Annotated in this window: 17 protein-coding genes and 2 pseudogenes; 7 read left to right on the top strand and 12 right to left on the bottom strand. The window is 72.8% G+C overall.

Annotated features, from left to right (window positions below; all coding sequences use genetic code 11):
• On the top strand, positions 1 to 1,176 hold the full coding sequence (locus tag ACZ3II_RS16485) for a TolB-like translocation protein (protein ID WP_465518496.1): 1,176 nt from the start codon (positions 1 to 3) through the stop codon (positions 1,174 to 1,176).
• On the opposite strand, the gene dmpG is transcribed toward ACZ3II_RS16485, so the two are convergent.
• From dmpG to ACZ3II_RS16465, 4 genes and pseudogenes are all read right to left on the bottom strand, one after another.
• Positions 1,163 to 2,206 carry a 4-hydroxy-2-oxovalerate aldolase gene (gene dmpG, locus ACZ3II_RS16480; protein WP_465518921.1) on the bottom strand — a complete coding sequence of 348 codons (1,044 nt, stop codon included), beginning with the start codon at positions 2,204 to 2,206 and terminating at the stop codon, positions 1,163 to 1,165. The genes ACZ3II_RS16485 and dmpG overlap by 14 nt on opposite strands.
• A gap of 19 nt (positions 2,207 to 2,225) precedes the next feature.
• Positions 2,226 to 3,092, bottom strand: a complete 867-nt coding sequence (locus ACZ3II_RS16475) for an acetaldehyde dehydrogenase (acetylating) (protein ID WP_465518495.1) — start codon at positions 3,090 to 3,092, stop codon at positions 2,226 to 2,228.
• Positions 3,089 to 3,874, bottom strand: coding sequence for a 2-keto-4-pentenoate hydratase (locus ACZ3II_RS16470; protein ID WP_465518494.1), 786 nt, complete (start codon positions 3,872 to 3,874; stop codon positions 3,089 to 3,091). The genes ACZ3II_RS16475 and ACZ3II_RS16470 overlap by 4 nt, the downstream gene beginning before the upstream one ends.
• Before the next feature lie 100 nt (positions 3,875 to 3,974).
• Positions 3,975 to 5,687: pseudogene (locus tag ACZ3II_RS16465) on the bottom strand (FAD-dependent oxidoreductase); the annotation flags it as partial.
• A 120-nt stretch (positions 5,688 to 5,807) separates the two neighbouring features.
• On the opposite strand from ACZ3II_RS16465, the gene ACZ3II_RS16460 reads away from it, so the two are divergent.
• The 5 genes from ACZ3II_RS16460 to ACZ3II_RS16440 all read left to right on the top strand — a co-directional run bounded on the left by ACZ3II_RS16460 (position 5,808) and on the right by ACZ3II_RS16440 (position 11,865).
• Complete coding sequence (locus ACZ3II_RS16460) at positions 5,808 to 7,322, top strand: FAD-binding protein (RefSeq protein WP_465518920.1); 1,515 nt, start codon at positions 5,808 to 5,810, stop codon at positions 7,320 to 7,322.
• A 111-nt stretch (positions 7,323 to 7,433) separates the two neighbouring features.
• Positions 7,434 to 8,756, top strand: coding sequence for a hypothetical protein (locus ACZ3II_RS16455; RefSeq protein WP_465518493.1), 1,323 nt, complete (start codon positions 7,434 to 7,436; stop codon positions 8,754 to 8,756).
• Positions 8,753 to 9,748 carry a glutamate ABC transporter substrate-binding protein gene (locus tag ACZ3II_RS16450; protein WP_465518492.1) on the top strand — a complete coding sequence of 332 codons (996 nt, stop codon included), beginning with the start codon at positions 8,753 to 8,755 and terminating at the stop codon, positions 9,746 to 9,748. Before ACZ3II_RS16455 ends, ACZ3II_RS16450 begins: the two co-directional genes overlap by 4 nt.
• Positions 9,749 to 9,821: 73 nt before the next feature.
• The gene (locus tag ACZ3II_RS16445; RefSeq protein WP_465518491.1) at positions 9,822 to 10,340 is read left to right on the top strand and encodes an NfeD family protein; all 519 of its coding nucleotides are present in this window, start codon (positions 9,822 to 9,824) and stop codon (positions 10,338 to 10,340) included.
• Between the two features lie 13 nt (positions 10,341 to 10,353).
• On the top strand, positions 10,354 to 11,865 hold the full coding sequence (locus ACZ3II_RS16440; protein WP_465518490.1) for a flotillin family protein: 1,512 nt from the start codon (positions 10,354 to 10,356) through the stop codon (positions 11,863 to 11,865).
• Between the two features lie 7 nt (positions 11,866 to 11,872).
• Here ACZ3II_RS16440 and ACZ3II_RS16435 read toward each other — a convergent pair whose 3' ends face one another.
• From ACZ3II_RS16435 to ACZ3II_RS16405, 7 genes and pseudogenes are all read right to left on the bottom strand, one after another.
• Positions 11,873 to 12,664: a hypothetical protein gene (locus tag ACZ3II_RS16435; RefSeq protein WP_465518489.1), complete on the bottom strand. Its 792-nt coding sequence runs from the start codon at positions 12,662 to 12,664 to the stop codon at positions 11,873 to 11,875.
• A gap of 5 nt (positions 12,665 to 12,669) precedes the next feature.
• Positions 12,670 to 13,218: a hypothetical protein gene (locus tag ACZ3II_RS16430; protein WP_465518488.1), complete on the bottom strand. Its 549-nt coding sequence runs from the start codon at positions 13,216 to 13,218 to the stop codon at positions 12,670 to 12,672.
• 63 nt (positions 13,219 to 13,281) lie between these two features.
• Positions 13,282 to 14,439, bottom strand: a complete 1,158-nt coding sequence (locus ACZ3II_RS16425) for a lipid-transfer protein (protein ID WP_465518487.1) — start codon at positions 14,437 to 14,439, stop codon at positions 13,282 to 13,284.
• On the bottom strand, positions 14,436 to 14,789 hold the full coding sequence (locus ACZ3II_RS16420) for a hotdog family protein (protein ID WP_465518919.1): 354 nt from the start codon (positions 14,787 to 14,789) through the stop codon (positions 14,436 to 14,438). Before ACZ3II_RS16420 ends, ACZ3II_RS16425 begins: the two co-directional genes overlap by 4 nt.
• Positions 14,790 to 14,795: 6 nt before the next feature.
• Positions 14,796 to 15,635: pseudogene (locus ACZ3II_RS16415) on the bottom strand (bifunctional MaoC family dehydratase N-terminal/OB-fold nucleic acid binding domain-containing protein); the annotation flags it as partial.
• A gap of 5 nt (positions 15,636 to 15,640) precedes the next feature.
• Positions 15,641 to 16,783 (bottom strand): acyl-CoA dehydrogenase family protein, encoded by a 1,143-nt coding sequence (locus ACZ3II_RS16410; protein ID WP_465518486.1) that lies wholly within the window; start codon positions 16,781 to 16,783, stop codon positions 15,641 to 15,643.
• Entirely contained in the window at positions 16,764 to 17,741 is a 978-nt protein-coding gene (locus ACZ3II_RS16405; protein ID WP_465518485.1) for an acyl-CoA dehydrogenase family protein, read from the bottom strand. The genes ACZ3II_RS16410 and ACZ3II_RS16405 overlap by 20 nt, the downstream gene beginning before the upstream one ends.
• Before the next feature lie 102 nt (positions 17,742 to 17,843).
• Here ACZ3II_RS16405 and kstR point away from each other — a divergent pair, with 102 nt between their 5' ends.
• Positions 17,844 to 18,473, top strand: a complete 630-nt coding sequence (gene kstR, locus ACZ3II_RS16400; RefSeq protein ID WP_465518484.1) for a cholesterol catabolism transcriptional regulator KstR — start codon at positions 17,844 to 17,846, stop codon at positions 18,471 to 18,473.
• Positions 18,474 to 18,529: 56 nt separating this feature from the next.
• Here the strand turns inward: kstR and ACZ3II_RS16395 are convergent, their stop codons facing one another.
• On the bottom strand, positions 18,530 to 18,961 hold the full coding sequence (locus tag ACZ3II_RS16395) for a type II toxin-antitoxin system Rv0910 family toxin (RefSeq protein WP_465518483.1): 432 nt from the start codon (positions 18,959 to 18,961) through the stop codon (positions 18,530 to 18,532).
• Positions 18,962 to 18,967 lie beyond the last annotated feature (6 nt).

Here is an 18,967-nt window from a genome sequence, read left to right as displayed (position 1 = left end):
GTGGAGATCCTGGCGCGTGTCCGATCCGGATCGGTTGTCGAGCGGCTCGCCGGTCATCCGCGGCTGCCACTGATCGCGGGGCGGGAGGCGGGGCGGCCCGCAATCCGGATCTGGGAGCACGGGGACGGGCGGCTGCGGGAGATCGCGGTGCTCGGCGGCGGCGCGGCGCCCTACGGTGATCAGCCGCACCTGGACCGGATGGCACCGGAGGTCGCCTGGCATCCCCACGAGTCGCTGCTCGCGGTGTCGGACGCGGACGGCATCGCCCTCTGGACAGCCGGCGGCACGCAACCGGTCGCGGACATCCCGCAGGATCCGCACGGATGCCGGGCGCTCGCGTTCAGCCCGGACGGCAGGACCCTGTGGGCGGACGGCTGGGAGACCTCGTACGCGCTCGATCTCGCCTCGGGCGCCGTCGCCGCCGCGCCCGGCTGGGACACCGGGGTCACGGCGCATCCCGGTGGCGGGCTGGTGAGCACCCTGGTCAGCGAGCAGGCCGAGACGCTCGTGGTCTTCGCGACCACCGGCACCGGCCGGCCGTCAGTGATGCGGCCCCTGCGCCGGGCGCTGCACCTGGACGTCGACGGCTACCGGCCGCCGGACTTCAGCGCCGACGGCGGGCATTTCGCGATCAGCGGTAACGCGTACGACAACACGCTCGAGGTCTTCGCCTTTCCGTCCCTGCAGCGGATCGCCGCTCTGGCTCTCGGGGAACCGCATCCGGGCGTCCACCACGGCCCGGTCCATCAGGCCTGGGCCGAGCAGATGCGGACGTGGTCGCGCCAGCCCGCCGCGTTCGGTTCCACGCCCGGAGTGCTGTGGATCGGCACGCCCGCCGGCGTCCTGGCCGAGTACCACGTGGACAGCGGCCGTCTGGTCGAGCATCCGATCGCCACGTCGCCGGTGAGCGCTCTGACCGCCACGGCGACCGGTCACCTGGTCGTCGCTTTCGAGAACGGCGACGTTCTGGTGCTGCCGGACCCACCGGCCCTCCCGGCCGGCGCGGGAGCGGCGGCCGAGGCGTTCCTCGGCGCGACCGTGCACGCACCGGACGAGCCCGAGGACGTGGACGACGAGGACGATGACGAGGACGCGTACGGCGGGCGCTTCGACTACGACGAGGACGGCTACGTGCCGTGGGTCCACATCCCCGCGAGCGGGTTCAACGGCGGCTGAGGTCGCGGGCGATGGTGATCAGCTGGTCCTCCTGACCGCCGACGAGACGGCGTTCGCCGGCCCTGACCAGGATCTCCGCGCCGGAGACGCCGTAGCGTTCGGCCAGCGACCAGGCGTGCGTGAGGAAGCTGGAGTAGACGCCGGCGTACCCCATGATCAGGGCCATCCGATCCAGTCTGCACTCGTCCGGCATCACCGGGCGGACCACGTCCTCGGCCGCGTCGACGATCCTGAAGAAGTCGACGCCCGTACGGATGCCGAGCTTGTCGCAGACCCCCACGAACGCCTCGACCGGGGTGTTGCCCGCGCCCGCGCCGAACCGCCGGGTGCTGCCGTCGATCTGCCGCGCGCCGGCCCGATAGGCGAGGACCGAGTTGGCGACGCCGAGACCCAGGTTCTCGTGGCCGTGGAAACCCACCTGCGCGTCGTCGCCCAGCTCGGCGACCAGGGCGGACACCCGGTCGCTGACCTGGTCGAGGACGAGCGCGCCCGCCGAGTCGACGACGTACACGCACTGGCAGCCGGCGTCGGCCATGATCCGGGCCTGCTCCGCCAGCCGGTCCGGCGGGATCGAGTGGGCCATCATCAGGAAGCCGACCGTCTCCAGGCCCAGGTCGCGGGCGATCCCGAAGTGCTGGACGGCGATGTCGGCCTCGGTGCAGTGGGTGGCGATCCGGCAGACCGTGGCGCCGTTGGCGGCGGCCGCCCGGATGTCGTCGAACACGCCGACCCCCGGCAGCATCAGGAAGGCGATCTTCGCGCGGGTGGCGGTACGGACGGCGGCGCTGATCAGATCCTGCTCGGGCGTACGGCTCAGACCGTACGTGAACGACGACCCGCCCAGCCCGTCCCCGTGGGCCACCTCGATGACCGGCACACCCGCGTGGTCGAGCGCCCGCACCACCGCGGTCACCTCGTCGACGGTGAACTGGTGCCGCTTGGCGTGCGACCCGTCCCGCAACGTCGAGTCGGTGATCCGGAGATCAACCCCCGGCTGGTGCTCAAGGCTGTCTCCCGGGCTCCGAGACAGCCCTGAGAGCCAGCCGGATTCAGCGTCCTTGCGCAAGGTACTCACCCACCCTGGTCGCCGCCGCCGTCATGATGTCCAGGTTCCCTGCATATTTCGGCATGTAGTCCCCAGCGCCTTCGATCTCCACGAAGATCCCCACCCGGACCAGGTCGCCCAGCGTGTCGAACTGCGGTTCGTCGAGCAGCCGATACCCCGGCACGTATATCGAGATTTCGGACATGCGGTGGAGGATCGACTTCGTGATCGCGGCCTGGTCCGCCGACGGCGCCACCGCGCAGAAGATCGTGTCCCGCATGATCAGCGGCGGGTCGGCCGGGTTCAGCACGATGATCGCCTTGCCGCGGGCCGCTCCCCCGACGGTCTCCAGCCCGCGGCTCGTCGCCCGGGTGAACTCGTCGATGTTCGCCCTGGTCCCGGGACCCGCCGACACCGATGCCACGGTCGCGACGATCTCCGCGTACCCCACCGGTGTCACCCGCGACACCGCCTGCACCATCGGGATCGTCGCCTGCCCACCGCAGGTGATCAGGTTGAGGTTGGGCGCGTCCCGGTGTTCGGCGAGGTTGACCTCCGGCACCACCGCGGGACCGACCGCCGCCGGAGTCAGGTCGATCGCCCGGATCCCGGCCTCGGCGTAGCGCGGCGCGTTCGCCCGGTGCACCGCCGCCGACGTCGCCTCGAACACGACGTCCGGCAGCGGATCCCGCGCGAGCAGCCAGTCCACCCCGCCGGCCCCGGTCTCCAGGCCCGCCTCCGCCGCCCGCCGCAGCCCCGGGCTCGCCGGGTCGACGCCGGCCATCCACCGTGGCTCGATCACCGGCGAGCGCAGCAGCTTGTACATGAGATCGGTCCCGATGTTCCCCGACCCGACGATCGCCGCCCTCATCGTCCCTCCCCGAACGCCAGCCGCACCTCGCCGAGCCCGTCGAACTCGGCCCGGAACTCGTCACCCGGGCGTACGTCCACCGCCCGCGCACACGCCCCCGGCATGATCAGATGCCCGGCCCGCAGCCGCACCCCGAATCCCGCCACGGTCCGCGCCAGCCACGCCACCGCGGTCACCGGGTTCCCCAGCACGGCATCCGAGCGCCCCGCCGCCACCACATCGTTCCCCCGTCGCAGCACCGCGGCGATGCCGCGAGGATCAACTGCTTGCGGGGGTACGCGGGAAGCACCCACCACGAACCCCGCCGACGACGCGTTGTCGGCGATCGTGTCCGCCAGGCTGATCCTCCAATCCGCGATCCGGCTGTCGATGAGTTCGATCGACGGGGCGAACGCCTCGGTGGCCGCGAGCACGTCGTCCTCGGTGCAGCCCTCCCCCGGCAGGTCGCCGCCGAGCAGGAACGCCACCTCGATCTCCACCCGCGGGAAGCAGTAGCGGGAGTAGTCGGCCGGCTCGTCCTCGGCCAGGCGCATGTCGGCGAGCAGGTGCCCGTAGTCCGGCTCGCCGACACCCATCATCTCCTGCATCGCCTTCGACGACAGGCCGACCTTGTGCCCGACGACCGGCACGCCGCGCCGCCGGATGTTGTGCAGCTGGATCGCGTACGCCTCCGCCGCCCCGAGCCCCGGATGGTCATGCACGAGGGGCGCGATCGGCGCCCGCTCGCGTTCCGCCACCCACAGCCGGTCCGCCAGCTCCCGCAGCTCAGTCTCGGTGATCACGCCCGCTCCCCTGGTCGTCGAGCCCTCCGGGCTGTTGCCCGCCCGCCGCCGGGACGGCGGCGTGTGCGGCGGTCGCATCCCCGACGGCGGCGTGCTGAGCAGCGGCGTGCCGGCCGGCGCGGCGGCCGGAGAAGACGCAGTCGGCGAGGGAGAGGCCGCTGACGTAGGAGCCGGAACAGATTCCGGCTGCGGTGCGGCCCGCGGCGTACAGGCCCGGGATCGTGCTGCCGTCCGGCCGGAGCGCCTCGCCGGTCTCCTCGTCGACGGTGAGCCCGCCGAGTGTCAGCATCGGGGCGGGTAGCGAGCGCAGCGAGACGTCCAGGGCGGAGAACGGGGCGGTGACCAGCGGTCGGGAGAGGGCGGCGGGCTTACCGGCCGGGTCGGAACGCGCCGCGTTGTAGGCGGCGGCCGACGCCTCCAGACCGGCCGGATCCACGCCGGCGCGGCGGGCGAGCCGGGCCAACGTCGGCGCGGTGGTCCGGCGGGCGGTGAACAGCCACCACGTCTGCAGACGCTGGAACCACAGCGCCTGCGAACCGATCTGGCGGCGCGCCTCGGCCAGGATCGCCGCGTCCACGAGCAGCCAGGCCCGGCCGCCGGGGCAGCGGCGGACGGCCTCGCCGATCGCGGCGCCGTAGCGGGACTCGTCGCCTATCCGCCTGCCGTCCCGGTCGACGAGGATGCCACCGAGCAGCGCCGGCGGCGGGGTGAGGAACCGCCAGATGGTGACCCGGTCCAGATGCCGGGTGCCCGCGCCGGCCGCCGTTCCGAGGCGGATCCCGGAACCGTCGTCACCCGGCGTGCCGAGCCGCAGCCCACGGTAGCCGGGCGCGTGCTCGCGCATCATCTCCCGGTTGAACACGAACCCGCCGGCGGCCAGCACGACCGCATCGGCGGCGATGTGCAGCGGGCTGCCGTAGCGGTCCTCGATCCGGGTCACCTGCCGGTGCAGCAGCCGCCCGAATCGGGGCAGGTAGACGCCCGGTTTGACCGACAGGCGGTGCAGCGTCCGGTGTGCGAGGCGCGCCCATCCCGGCGCATCCCGCAGCGTCCGGCAGATGACGCCCGAGATCCGCTGATCCGGAACACCGGCGCCGACGGCAGGGGTAGGCGGAGGGGTGGCAGGCGCGGCTACCGCAGGCGGGGCGGAGGCAGGCGAAGCACCGGCAGCGGGTGTCGGCGGAACGGCGGCGGAAGGAGCGGCGGCGGGCGGGGCAGGGGCAGGACCAACAGCGGCGGCGTCAGCGGCAGGGGCAGGGGCAGGAATGGTTCGGAGGAGGGATTCGGCTCGGGTCTGGGGGAGGAAGCGGACGCCCCGGGAGAGGGCCGCTTCGGCGAGGCGGGCGTGCAGCACGCGGCCCGAGGTGCCGCGGGCGAACGTGCGGTGGCCCCGCGGGGCGGGGTCGGGGTAGGCGTGTTCGCTGCCGGATTGGTACAGGTAGTGGCGGTTGGAGGGGTAGGAGGTCTTGTACGGGCACAGGCTCGCGTCGAACGGGACGCCGTGGCGCTCCAGCCAGGCCGGCATGGCGGCGGACTCGTCGCAGAAGCGCCGCAGGGTGGCGGGCGACACGGCGTCGCGGACTTCGTGGCGCAGGTAGGCGTACATCGCAGCGGGGTCGTCGGTGACGCCCGCATCGCGCTGCTGGCGTGTGCCACCGCCCGCATAGACCACGCCGCCGGATATCGCGGTGGCGCCGCCGCCGTGGAAGCGGTCGATGACCAGCACGTTCGCGCCGGATGCGGCGGCCTCGATGGCGGCGCACGCCCCGGCCGCGCCGAAACCCACCACGACGACGGTGGCCGGATCCCGCATGGGGGCCTCCTGTGCTCGGGGCGATGACGGCTAGGCGCGGAAGCGGAACAACTATAACCTGTTCTAGTGCTGACCGAGGAAGAATACGACGTCGTTGTGGTGGGCAGCGGCGGAGCCGGGATGACCGCCGCGCTCACTGCCGCCCACCATGGGCTCGAGGTTGTGGTCATCGAGGGTACGGCGGCGTACGGGGGATCGACCGCACGCTCCGGCGGAGGACTGTGGCTGCCCGGGCCGGAGGCGTCCACGTATCTGAAACACGTTACAGGCGACGAGGTGCCGGCGAGCCGCCGTGACGCGCTGCTGGAGCACGGGCCCGAGGTGCTGGCGTTCGTCCGGGAGCACACCCCGCTGGAGTTCGCGCGGGTGCCCGGTTACCCCGACTACCACCCGGAGGCGCCGGGCGGGCTCGCCGAGGGCCGGACCGTCGAGCCACGGCCGCTGCCCGCCGGCCGGGTGGGCGCGGATCTGGAGACGCTCGCCGCGCCGTACCGGGCCGCGCCGACCGGGATGGCGGTGACCGCGATCGACTACCGGTGGCTGTCGCTGGGGCTGCGGCATCCCCGGTCGGTGCTGACCGCCGTCAAGCTGGCCGCCGGACGGCTCCGGGGGCGCCGGCTGACCATGGGGCAGGCGCTCGCGGCGGGGCTGCGGGCGGGGCTGCGTGAGGCGGGCGTGCCGGTGCTGCTCAGCACACCGATGAGCAGCCTGATCGTTGATCGGGGCCGGGTCACCGGAGTGGTGGCCGGCACGAGGCGGCTGCGGGCCCGGCGCGGGGTGATTCTGGCCAGTGGCGGGTTCGACCACAACGAGCCGATGCGGCGGCGGCATCAGGGGCTCGGGACGGAGTGGACGGTGGGCGCGGCCGGGAACACCGGCGACGGCATCGAGGCGGGCCGGCGGCTCGGCGCGGCGCTCGACCTGATGGACGAGGCGTGGTGGGGGCCGTCGCTGCCGCTGACCGGCGGGCCGTACTTCTGCCTGGCCGAACGCAACCTCCCGGGCAGCCTGGTGGTCGACGGGTCGGGGCGGCGGTTCGTGAACGAGGCCGCGCCGTACGTGGACTTCGTCCACGTGATGCGGGCCGGGGCGCATCTGCCGGCCTGGCTGGTCACCGACCGCACCTACCGGGACCGGTATCTGTTCGCCGGGCACCCGCCGCGGGCGCCGCTGCCGCGCCGCTGGTTCGACGCGGGTGTCGCCCACCGGGCCGGGACGCTGGACGAACTGGCGCAGCGGACCGGCGTTCCGGCGGGGGCGCTGCGGGAGACGGTGCGGCGGTTCAACGGGTTCGCGGAGAGGGGGCGGGACGACGATTTCGGGAGGGGCGATTCGGCGTACGACAGGTACTACGGCGACCCCCGGCAGCGCCCGAACCCGTGTCTCGGGGCGCTGCGCAAGCCACCGTTCTTCGCGTTCGCCCTGGTGCCGGGCGATCTCGGCACCAAGGGCGGGTTGCGTACCGACGAACGGGCCCGGGTCCTGCAGCCCGACGGGACACCGATCCCGGGCCTGTACGCGGCCGGCAACGCCGCCGCCTCGGTGATGGGCCGTGGCTACGCCGGCGCGGGCGCCACCCTGGGCCCGGCGATGACCTTCGGCTACCTGGCCGCCCTCGACCTGGCCGCCGGTTGACCCCGGGGCGCCAGGGGGTGGACGGGGTTCCCTACCGTGACGGTGTCAATCGTCGATATTCGTCCGGGGGTGTGCGTGCCGACCCAACTCGCGCCTGCCAGTGTCAGACCCGTGGAAGCGGGCCACGCCGGTCTCGCGCCGGCACCGCAGCCCGGTGGCGTGCTCGGGCGGATCTGGGAGCGGACCACCACGCCCCGGCTGTATTGGCTGGTCGCGACCGGTCTGGTGCTGCTCGGGCTGGCCACCGGCTCGGCCGCTGTCGCCGAGGTGCAGAACAGGTCGGCGCTGATCACCGACGTGGCCGAGGTGAGCGGGCCGATCAGTGTGGACGCCCAGACGCTCTACCGGTCGCTGGCCGACGCCGACACCACGGCGGCGACGGCGTTCCTGTCCAGTGGCGGCGAGTCGGCCGGCCTGCGGATGAAGTACCTGAACCACATCGCCCGCGCGACGGCGTCGCTGAGTGTGGCGCTGCGCGACGCCGACGACGAGAACGCGGCCCGGCTGCGGATCGTCGCCGATCAGCTGCCGGTCTACACCGGCCTGGTGGAGACGGCCCGGTCGAATCACCGGCTCGGTGTGCCGCTGGGCGGCGCCTACCTGCGGGAGGCCTCCGAGCTGATGCAGCAGCGGATCCTGCCGGAGGCGGCGGGGGTCTTCAACAGCACGACGAAGCATCTGGTCGCCGAGCAGGTGGAGGCGGCCGGGTTCCCGTGGCTCCTGCTGCTGCTCGTGGTGCTGACGGTGGCGGCGCTGGTGGCCGCGCAGGTGCTGCTGGCCCGCCGCAGCCGGCGGATCTTCAATCTGGGGCTGATCGCGGCGACCTTGGCGGTGGTGCTGGCGATGGGCTGGTCGATGATCGCGCTCGTGTCGTCGGCGAAACGTCTGGAGACCGGCCTGCGGGACGGTTCGGTGCTGGTGGCGCTGGTCGCCGACACCGGGCGGGCGGCGCTGCAGGCCCGGACGAACGAGGCGCTGACCCTGGTGGCCCGGGGTGGCGGCGCCGGGTTCGAGGAGAAGTTCACCGGCTACATGACGGAGCTGGTCGGCGAGGACGGGACCGGCGGCCTGTTCAAGAAGGCGATCGCGCAGGCGCCGGCGGCGGACCGGGCGACCCTGGAGGCGGCGCAGCGGGAGGCCCAGCTGTGGAAGAAGCTGCATCAGGAGATCCGGCAGACCGACGACGGCGGCGACTGGGACGCGGCGGTCGAGATGGCGACGGCCACCGGTGACGACGCGGTCCCTGCCGTGTTCGAGCGGCTGGACGCGGGGCTCAGCAAGGTTCTGGACGCCGGCAACCAGCGGGTGGACGCGCAGGCGGAGCAGGCGGCGAAGTCCCAGCGCGGCCTGACCGCCGGATGGGTGCTGCTCACCGCCGGCCTGGTGGCCGCGGTGGTCCTGGGTTTCCGGCCGCGGATCGGGGAGTACCGATGAGGGATACGACGACGAGGACGACTGCCGTGGTGGCGGGCCTGCTGGCGGTCGCCGTGCTGGCGGCCGGCTGCGGCGGCGCCGGCGAGACGCCCCGCCCGGTGACGGCGGACGCCACCGCGGTGGTGCCCCGGCCGGTGAACGTGCAGGATCCGGCCGAGATCCCGGCGGCCGCGGCCGCGCCGACCTGTGATCCGCGGGCCAGCCTGCGCCCACCGGCGTCGATGCCGCGGCCCGGAGCGATGCCGGCCGGCAGCACGATGGCGAGGATCGCGGCGAACGGCAGGCTGGTCGTCGGGATCGATCAGAACGCGTACCTGTTCGGGTTCCGTGATCCGTCGACCGGTGAGCTGGCCGGGTTCGAGATCGACATGGCGCGGGAGATCGCCCGGGGCCTGTTCGGCGACCCGGACAAGGTGCAGTTCCGGGCGATCACCACCGCCGACCGCATCCCGGTGCTGGAGAACAAGGAGGTCGACCTGGTCATCCGGACCATGTCGATGACCTGCGAGCGGTGGCAGAAGGTGTCGTTCTCCTCGGAGTACATCGCGTCCCGGCAGCGGCTGCTGGTGCGCAAGGCCGACAAGATCAAGGACTACCCCGACCTCCGGGGCAAGAAGGTGTGCGCCACCAAGGGCAGCACCAGCATCGTCACCATCGACCGGCAGCCCACCGACATGATCCCGGTCAGCACCGACAGCACCCTGGACTGCCTCGTCCTGCTGCAACAGCACCAGGTGGACGCGGTGTCGACCATCGACGTGCTGCTCGCCGGGCTGGCCGCACAGGACCCGACGACCGAGGTGGTGGGCTCGGCGATCTCCGACGAGCCGGCCGGCATCGGCATCCCCAAGGAGCACGCCGACATGGTGCGGTTCGTGAACGGGGTCCTGGAGAAGATGCGGACGGACGGCACGTGGACCCGGATCTACAACCGGTGGCTCAAGGAGCGGCTCGGCACGGCGAAGGTGCCACAGGCCGTGTACCGGGATTGACCGGTCAGCCGACAGCGCCGGGCGCCGGTGCTGTCCTAGGGTGCGGTGATTCGAGAAGACGGGGAGGGCGGCGGTGCTGACCGCGACCGTGGTGTTCCTGGTGATCGGTGGCGTGGCCGTGGCGGTCCTGGCGCTGGCGCTGGTCGGTGGTGAGCTGCTGCACTTCGGTCATCCCGACGCGGGCGGGCCGGTGTCGCTCGAGGTGGTGGCCGGTTTCGCCGGCGCGTTCGGGTTCGCCGGAGCGGCCGCGGCGGAGCTGCTCGGCGCCCGTACCCCCGCAATGATCGTCCTGGCCGTCGCCGTGGGCGCGCTGGCCGCCGTGCCCGCCGCCTGGCTCGCGTGGCGCCTGTCCCGCGCGGCACGGAACATGCGCACCGACGCCACCCCGCAGCGGCAGCATCTGATCGGCTCGCTCGGCGTGGTCGTCACGCCGGTGCCGGCCGGAACCGGGTACGGCGAGGTACGCGTCCGGCTCGGTGGCCAGCCGGTGAAGGTGTACGCGCGCGCCGACCGCGCCATCCCCGCGGGCGCCCAGGTCTTCGTGATCGAGGCGCCCAGCGACACCAGCGTCGTAGTGGAAGAAACCCCGTAGAAGAGGGCTCAAAATGAATCCGTTGTTGTACGCGATCGGCGGCGCCGTGCTGCTGGTCGTGCTGCTGGTGATCTTCGTCCTCTCCCGGATCAAGGTGGCCGGGCCGAACGAGGCGTTCATCATCACCGGCCGCAAGGGCAAGGTGACGCAGGGCCTGGACGGCACCAGCAGCACCGACATGTCCGGGCAGAAGGTCGTGATGGGCGCGTCGGTGTTCGTGGTGCCGATCGTGCAGAAGCTGCAGTCACTGGACCTGTCCAGCCGCCGCATCGACGTCAGTATCAAGGGCGCCGTCTCCAAGCAGGGCATCCGCGCCGACCTGCACGGTGTCGCGATCGTCAAGGTCGGCGGCAACGAGGGCGCGATCCGCGCGGCCGCCCAGCGGTTCCTGCACCAGCAGGCCGAGATCGAGGACTTCACCCGGGAGGTGCTCGCGGGCGCGCTGCGGTCGATCGTCGGCCGGCTCACCGTCGAGGAGATCATCCGGGACCGGGCGGCGTTCGCCAGCGCGGTCGCCGAGGAGGCCGAGCACTCGATGACCAACCAGGGTCTGGTGCTCGACACGTTCCAGCTGCAGGACATCCTGGCCGAGGGCTCGTACCTGCAGGATCTCGGCCGTCCGGAGGCGGCCCGGGTGCTCAAGGACGCGGCGATCGCCGAGGCCCGCGCCCGGCAGGCCGCCGAGCAGGAGCGCCTGCTCGCCGAGGAGGCGATCGCCGAGGCGAACCGGAACCTGTCGCTGAAGCAGGCCGCCATCCAGGCCGAGATCGACGCGGCGAAGGCGCAGTCGGCGGCGGCCGGCCCGCTCGCCCAGGCGGAACGCGACCAGAAGATCCTCGCCGAGCAGCAGAAGGTCGCCGAGCAGAACGCCGAGCTCAAGCAGCGTCAGCTGGACACCGAGGTGCGCAAGCCGGCCGACGCCGCCCGCTACCGGGTGGAGCAGGAGGCCGAGGCGAACCGCAGCGCCGCGGTGCTCAACGCCGACGCGCAGCGGCAGGCCACCATCGCGTCCGCGCAGGCGCAGGCCGAGCAGGCCCGCCTGACCGGTGAGGGTGAGCGGGCCCGCCGTGCCGCGCTGGCCGAGGCGCACGCGATCGAGGGCGCCAAGGAGGGTGAGGCGGAGCAGCGGCGGCGTACCGCGATCGCCGAGGCGGTCGAGCGGGAGGGCGCGGCCGAGGCCGCGGCGATCCTCGCCCGCGGTCAGGCCGAGGCGGAGTCGATGGCCCGCAAGGCCGAGGCGTTCGCGGCATACGGCGACGCAGCCGTCCTGGACCTGCTGGTGAAGGTGCTGCCGCAGGTCGTCGAGGCGGCCAGCGCCCCGCTCGGCAACGTCGACAAGCTGACCGTCATCTCCACCGACGGCGCCACGTCGCTGACCAAGTCGGTCGCCGGGAACGTGGCCCAGGGCCTGCAGATCGGCTCGGACCTGACCGGCATCGACCTGACCGGCCTGCTGTCGAAGCTGGGCAGCGCCGCGAAGGCGAACGGCGACCAGCCGTCCGTGGAGTCCCGCGTCCAGGACTGACCGCCCGTCACCGGCCTGCCAGCGTCACCACCAGGTGATGCAGCAGGCCGGTGTCGTAGTCCCGGTCACCGGTCCGCAGGCCGGTGATCTCCCAGTCCAGCAGGTAGGCGACCTCCTCGCCGCCGGCGGTCACCCCGATCGGCAGCAGCTGATATCGCCCGATCGGCAGGAGCTGATCTCGGGTGTCCGAGTACACCGGTTTGCCGAGGGCGTCCGGCTCGTAGAGCGCCACCCGGCCGCCGAGCGGCTCGGTGCCGTAGTTCTCCAGGATCCACCGGTAGTCCTCCGGCATCTCGACACCGGTCCGGTCGGTCACCTCCGCCCAGTCCACGGGGAACGAGCCGAGCGGCGGCCCGGCCAGGTCGGCGAGGCGTACCGGCAGGTCCGCGCCGTAGAAGAAGGACACCTCGACGAACACCGGCAGGTCGTCACCCTCGGCGAGCACCGCGACCACCACCGCCCAGTGCCCGGCCCGCAGCCGCACCCGGATCGGGTGGTACTCGCGTTCGTCCCGGTCGAACGGCCCGGCCGCCGGCAGATCCAGCAGTGCGGCCAGTTCCGTCATGTCCGCCTCGACGGCGTCGAAGTCCGCCTCGCCCGGCAGCCCGTACTGCGGCAGGTCGATGCGGATCCCGTCGTCGTCGGCCCAGGCCGACAGGTCACCGGCGGTGAACCCCTCCCCGGCGGGTGTCCAGCCGGCTTCGGCGAGCACCGCCCGCAGCCCGTCCCAGCCGATCGGGTCGGCCAGCGGGGTGAGACGCCGGGCCAGGTCGGCGACGAGTTCGGCGCGCTGCCTCATGCCTGTCACTCCTGTATCGGTAGGCAGGTGGTGGAGGTGCCGGCGGCCCGGTCGAGCCGCTGGAACGCGGTGCCGTCGAGCTGGTACCGATAGGTGAGCCGCAGCTTGGGGCAGGCGGTCTCGCCACCATGGGCCTCGATCATGATCACCCCGGACTGTACGGACAGCGCGGTCACCCACGGCCGGTCGGGGGCGGCGTCGGTGAGCAGGGCCGTGCCGATCCGCCAGGGCCGCGCCGCCGGGGACCTGCCGTCGAAGACCTCGACCGTCGACGGGACGTACGGGGTGGCGGCGGCGCAGGTGCGGGCGACCACGGCGTCGGCCACGTGGTCACCGGTCACGTCGCCGGTGGCGACCGTCTGGATCACCGGCTCCTGGTCGGCGTCGGCGCAGTCCAGGACGAAGTTGTCCCAGTCGGCCTCGGCGCCGAGCCCGGACAGGGTGCCGCCGGGCTCCTCCACCTCCGGCAGCTCGCTCGCCGGCGCGCTGGGCGGAGGGTTCGGCGCCGGCTCGTCCGCCGTGCACCCGGTGAGCAGCACGAATGCCAGTGTCACCGCCGTGCGCAGGACAGCTTTCTCCGACAACTCGATCGCCCCCAGGTGTGATGTGATCACAAACTAGGGACGCGCACCCGCCGGTTCCAGGATCAGGCCGCTGGTCGGCACCCCGGTTCCGGCGGTCACCAGGACCGGCCCGTCGCCGGGCACCTGGTTGGCGGCGGTGCCGCGGACCTGCCGGACCGCTTCGGCGATGCCGTTCATGCCGTGGATGTACGCCTCCCCCAGCTGCCCGCCGTGCGGGTTCACCGGGAGCCGGCCGCCGAGCTCGATCCCGCCGTCCGCGATCAGGTGCCGGGCCTCTCCCCTGCCGCAGAAACCGAGTTCTTCGAGCTGCAGGAGGACGTACGGGGTGAAATGGTCGTACAGCATCGCGGTCCGCACCTGCTCCGGCCGGTATCCGGACCGCCCCCAGAGCTGCCGCCCGACCACCCCCATCTCCGGCAGCGCCGCCACCGCCGGGCGGTAGTAGCTGGTCATCACGAACTGTCCCGGCCCGCTACCCTGCGCCGCCGCCGCGATCACCGCCGCCGGACGGGCCAGATCCCGCGCCCGGTCCGCCGACGTCACCACCACGGCGACCGCGCCGTCGCTCTCCTGGCAGCAGTCGAGCAGCCGCAGCGGCTCGGCGATCCACCGGGACGCCCGGTGCTCGTCGAGGGTGATCGGCCGGCCGTGGAACCAGGCGTGCGGGTTGGTCGCCGCGTGCCGGCGGGCCGCGACCGAGACCCGGCCGAAGTCGTCGGTGCTCGCCCCGTACTCGTGCAGGTATCGCCGGGCCACCATGGCGACCTGCGCGGCCGGGGTGGCGAGACCCATCGGCACGTGCCAGCCGGCGTCGGCGTCCGGGGACGCGTACGCCTGCCCGAACCGGCGGCCGGACCGCTCGTTGAGCGCCCGGTAGCAGACCACCACCTCGGCGAGCCCAGCCGCGACCGCGAGGACGGCCTGCTGCACGACGGCGCAGGCCGCGCCACCGCCGTACCCGATCCGGCTCAGGAACGTCAGCTCGCCCACGCCGAGCTCCCGGGCGACCGCGATCTCGCTGTTGTTGTCCATCGTGAACGTGACCAGGCCGTCCACGTCGCCGGACCGCAGGCCCGCGTCGTCCAGGGCGGCCCGGATCGCCTCGACGGCCAGCCGCAGCTCGCTGCGCCCGGAGTCCTTGGAGAACTCGGTCGCGCCGATCCCGGCGATCGCCGCGGTCCGGCTGATCACGGCGCCACCCGGACCAGGCCGGTGACGTGCGTGCCGGTGGCGGTCCGGCCCACGACCTCGATGCCGTGCGGCAGGACCTGGCCGGTGAAGGTGAGCGTGTCGTACGCGTGACACGGCGTCCCGAGCCGGACGTCGATCCCGGCGATCCGGGCGCCCGGGCCGAGCGCGTCGGTGACATAGCGCTGCACCAGGCCGGTCGTGCTGAGGATGTTGAGGAAGATGTCCCGGCTGCCGAGGCGGACGGCGGCGTCCCGGTCGTGGTGCACGTTCTGGAAGTCGCGGGTGGCCAGGGCGGTGCTGACGATCAGGGTCGGGGTGACCTCGATCGTCCACGGGTCCAGCACCGGCACGTCGGGACGCCAGACCGGCAGGCCGTCGTCGAAGAACACCCGGACCGGGTCGCCGATCTCCGGGCGGGGGCCGCGGTACTCGCCGACCATCCGCACGCCCTCCGGCAGGTCGACGAGGGCGACGGTGAACGGGGCGCGGCGGCCGGGGACGGGCGGATGGTGATGGACGACGTGACTGTGGATGGCGCCGGCGCCGGTGGCTATGTCGTACCCCTGCTTGAGGGAACCGCAAGCGGGGCAGGCCGGGCCGGGCGGGTGACGCGGGACGCCGCATTCGCCGCAGCGCTGAAAGCGCAGCTCACCGGCGGTGATGCCGGCCCAGAAGAACGCGTTGTCGGGGGTGATCGTGGGCCGCAGCCTGTCGCCGTCCGCGACGCGGCGCTCGGCAGGCTTATACCGCAATATCCGGAATGTCATCTCGGCGACCGGCTCGTCCCCGACCAGCCACGTGCTGACCGTGGTGATGAACCAGCCATCGCCCAGTGAGGTGCGCTTGGGCCCGGCCACCGACTCCAGACGGCTGCGCACCGAGATCTCCTCGCCGACGCGAAGATAGCGGTGGTAGGTCTGCCGCGAATCCGTCGCCACCACCGCCGTGAAGCCCTCCTCCTCCGAGATCTCGGACATGGCCTGGAGGGGATCGGGGGTGGACGGACCGGACAGGCCACGCATCGTCCACACCTGGATCATCGCCGGCGGGGCGAGAAGCTCCTGCTCGTAGACCGGGTTCGCGTCGCCCATCGCCTCCAGCCACGTCCTGATCATCGGCAGGTTGACCGGGTCCCGGCCGCTCCGCGCCGCCGTCTCCCCCGACGAGCGGATCCGCTGTGCCGTCTCCAGGATCATGGCCGTCACCTCGGCACTCTCGGCAGGCCGAGGCCCGCGCTCGCGATGATCTCCCGCTGGATCTCGTTGACCCCGCCGCCGAACGTCAGCACGAGATCGCGCCGCGCGTGCACGTCCAGCCATTCCAGCAGCTCCGCCGTCTCCGGATCACCGGGATCGCCGTGCCGGGCGACCAGTTCCTCCAGCTCCTGCCCGAGACCGAGCAGGCGCTCGGAGGCGAACACCTTGGTCGCGCTGGCGTCCGCCGGTCCGGGCTCGCCTCCGGCGATCTGCCAGTTGAGCAGCTCGTTGACGCGATGTGCGGCGTGGGCCCGGGCCAGCGCGCGGCGGACGTCCGCCTCGCCGAGAAACCCTTGGTGGTACGCCCACGCATGCACCCGGTCATGAAGGGCCCCGATCCGCCCGGCCGGCCCCAGCATGACCCGCTCGTGGTTCAACTGGGTGGTGATCAGCCGCCAGCCGTCCCCTTCGCGGCCGACGCGGCGGTGCGCGGGAACCCGTACCCCGCTCAGATAGACGCTGTTGACGTGATGTGTCCCGTCGCAGGTGATGATCGGGGTCCACGCGTAGCCGGGATCGCCCGTGTCCACGATCAGGATCGACAGGCCACGGTGCCGGGCCGCCGCCGGATCGGTCCGGCACGCCAGCCACAGGAAGTCCGCGTCGTGCGCGCCGGTGGTGAACGTCTTCTGGCCGTCGACCACGTACCCGTCGCCGTCGCGCACCGCCCGGGTCCGCAGCGCCGCCAGGTCGGTCCCGGCGTCCGGCTCGGTGTACCCGATCGCGAAGTGCAGCTTCCCCGCCAGGATCCGCGGCAGGAAGTACCGCCGCTGCTCCTCGGTCCCGTGGGCGAGCAGCGTCGGCGCCACCGTCTGCAACGTCACGGCGGGCAGGGGCACGTCGGCGCGGGCCGTCTCGTTGACGAGGATCTGCTGTTCGGCGGGGCCGAGGCCACGGCCGCCGTACTCGGCCGGGAAGCCCAGCCCCAGCCACCCGTCCCGCCCGAGCGTCGCGACCAGGTCCCGGAACGCCGTCCCGTGCCGTTCCCGCAGCAACACCTTCCGCTGCGCGGGGCTCACGACCGTGCGGAGATACGCCCGGAGCTCGTCCCGCAGCTCCCGCTGGTCCTCACTCGGTGGGATGCGCACAGCGCTCTCCCATCCGGGCCAGCCGGTGCTCGCCGCCGCCGAGGAGGCGGACCATCGCCCGGACGAGCGCGGTGTGCCGGTGCAGCGGGTAGTCGATCGACAGGCCGAGCCCGCCGTGCAGGTGGTGGCAGGTCCGCAGGGCCGGTGGGGCCTCGGTGGCCAGCCACAGCGCCGCCACGTCCAGGTCGTCGTCGGCGGGCTGTCCGGCGCCGAGCCGCCAGGCCGCGGTGAGCGCGGCGAGGTGCAGGGTGCGGGCGGCCACGTACACGTCGGCGATCTGCTGGGCGACCGCCTGGAAGGTGGCGAGGGGCCGGCCGAACTGCTCCCGGGCCCGGACGTGCTCCGCGGTCAGCGCGAGGGCCCCGGCCAGGGCGCCGTCGCCGATCGCGCAGGCGCTCGCGATGACGTTGCGGTGCAGGTCGGCGTGGCAATCGGCGCCACCGAGCCGGTCCGCCCGCGCCCTGTCGAACCGCAGGATCCCGCCGTCGGCGGTGACGCCCGGCGCCCTGGCATCGACGATCACGACGGCCGGGCCGTCGACGGTGACCAGGATCCGGTCCGCCGGTGGGATGCCGGTCTTCACCCCGACGACCGTCCCGTCGGCGGTGAAGGCGGTGCGCGGCGCGTCAGGCAGCGGCTCGCCGGGCTCCGCGATCGCCGCCCCGAGCAGTTCCTCCGACGGTGTCCCCTCGCCCCACCGGGCGACGGTCAGCGCCGCCGCCGTGCGCATCGGCAGTGCGGGGATGTCGACGGCGCGCCGCCCGATCTCGGTGAGGACGAGGGCCGTCTCCAGCACGCCGAGGCCGGCGCCGCCACGGCGTTCCGGAACGGCGAGGTCGAGCAGCCCGGCCTGCTTGAGCGCGGCCCACGCCTTGTCCGGGTCGCCGGCGCCACCGTCGAGCACCTCACCGGCGAGCCGGCTGATCGCCGCCTGGTCCTCGTCCGGGTGAAAGTCCATGACCGTGATTAGAACACGTTTCAGTTTGACGGCACCACCGGTGGGTGACACAACGATGCAACGCGCCGTTGCTAGGCTTGATTCACAGGCGAAAGGGCGACCATGGCGACAGCGAGAACGAGTACCACAAACCGCAGTGCTCTCGCGGGCGGCGAGGCGGAGCAGGGTTCGGCCGCGCAGCGCGACCGGCGGCGGCGCATCCTCGAGGCCACCCTCGCCCTGGCGTCCAAGGGCGGCTATGACGCGGTGCAGATGCGCACGGTCGCGGAGAAGGCCGGCGTCGCCCTGGGCACCCTTTACCGCTACTTCCCGTCGAAGATCCACCTGCTGGTGTCGGCGCTCGCCTCCGAGTTCGAGTCCATCCAGGAGAAACTCGGCCGCAAACCGATCCCGGGCGATACGCCGTACGACCGGATGCTCTACGTCCTGGGCCGGATGACCCGGGCGATGCAGCGGGAGCCGCTGCTCGCCGAGGCCATGACGCGGGCTTTCATGTTCGCCGACCCGTCGGCGTCGGCCGAGGTCAACGCGGTGGCCCGGCTGATGGAGGAGATGTTCACCCGCGCCATGCACGAGGGCGACGGCAGCGAGCCGACCGCCGACGACCGGGCCAAGGCGCGGGTGATCGGGGACGTGTGGCTGTCCAACCTGGTGGCCTGGGTGACCCGCCGCGCCTCGGCGAACGACGTGGTCAACCACCTGGAGCTGGCCACCCGGCTGCTGCTGCACTGATTCCAGCGTGTTGATTTCGGCCGCTATGCGCGCCCGTACTCCACACGCTCTCGGGGTCACGCGACCAGTGACGTCAGCTTCTCCACCGCCTGCCGGGCCGCGGGCCCGGCCTGTTTCTCCAGCATGGCGGCCATCGGCCCGTTGAGCGCCGGCCCGGCGAACTCCATCTCGTAAGTGATCTTCGAGCCGGAGCCCTCCGGTTCGATGAGGAACCGGTTCTTCGCCTTGACGCCCATCGGGCCGTCGCCCGCCATCTCCAGGCGGTTCGGGGCGTCCGCGGCGACGACCTTCCAGGCCATCTCCGCGGGCATGCCCATCAACTTCACCTTCTGCTTGTACGTGGTCCCCTCCGTCACCGTCGCCGGCACGTCACCGGTGAAGCCCTGGTGCATGCTGTTCCACTCGGGGGTCCGGGGCAGATCGGTGACGACCTGCCACACCTTGCCGGGTTCGGCCGTCGCCGTGGCCGTGACGCTCACCTTGGGCATGTCGCT

The sequence above is a fragment of the Actinoplanes sp. NPDC019969 genome (assembly GCF_055562375.1).
This window is presented reverse-complemented; position numbering and strand designations above follow the sequence as displayed.

What these genes read in the sequence shown, in the direction of transcription:
- ACZ3II_RS16475 (WP_465518495.1), bottom strand. Translation starts at nt 3,092, where the DNA reads ATGAGGGCGGCGATCGTCGGGTCGGGGAACATCGGGACCGATCTCATG.
- ACZ3II_RS16460 (WP_465518920.1), top strand. Translation starts at nt 5,808, where the DNA reads ATGACCGCCGCGCTCACTGCCGCCCACCATGGGCTCGAGGTTGTGGTC.
- ACZ3II_RS16450 (WP_465518492.1), top strand. Translation starts at nt 8,753, where the DNA reads ATGAGGGATACGACGACGAGGACGACTGCCGTGGTGGCGGGCCTGCTG.
- ACZ3II_RS16440 (WP_465518490.1), top strand. Translation starts at nt 10,354, where the DNA reads ATGAATCCGTTGTTGTACGCGATCGGCGGCGCCGTGCTGCTGGTCGTG.
- ACZ3II_RS16435 (WP_465518489.1), bottom strand. Translation starts at nt 12,664, where the DNA reads ATGAGGCAGCGCGCCGAACTCGTCGCCGACCTGGCCCGGCGTCTCACC.
- ACZ3II_RS16405 (WP_465518485.1), bottom strand. Translation starts at nt 17,741, where the DNA reads ATGGACTTTCACCCGGACGAGGACCAGGCGGCGATCAGCCGGCTCGCC.
- kstR (WP_465518484.1), top strand. Translation starts at nt 17,844, where the DNA reads ATGGCGACAGCGAGAACGAGTACCACAAACCGCAGTGCTCTCGCGGGC.
- ACZ3II_RS16395 (WP_465518483.1), bottom strand. Translation starts at nt 18,961, where the DNA reads ATGCCCAAGGTGAGCGTCACGGCCACGGCGACGGCCGAACCCGGCAAG.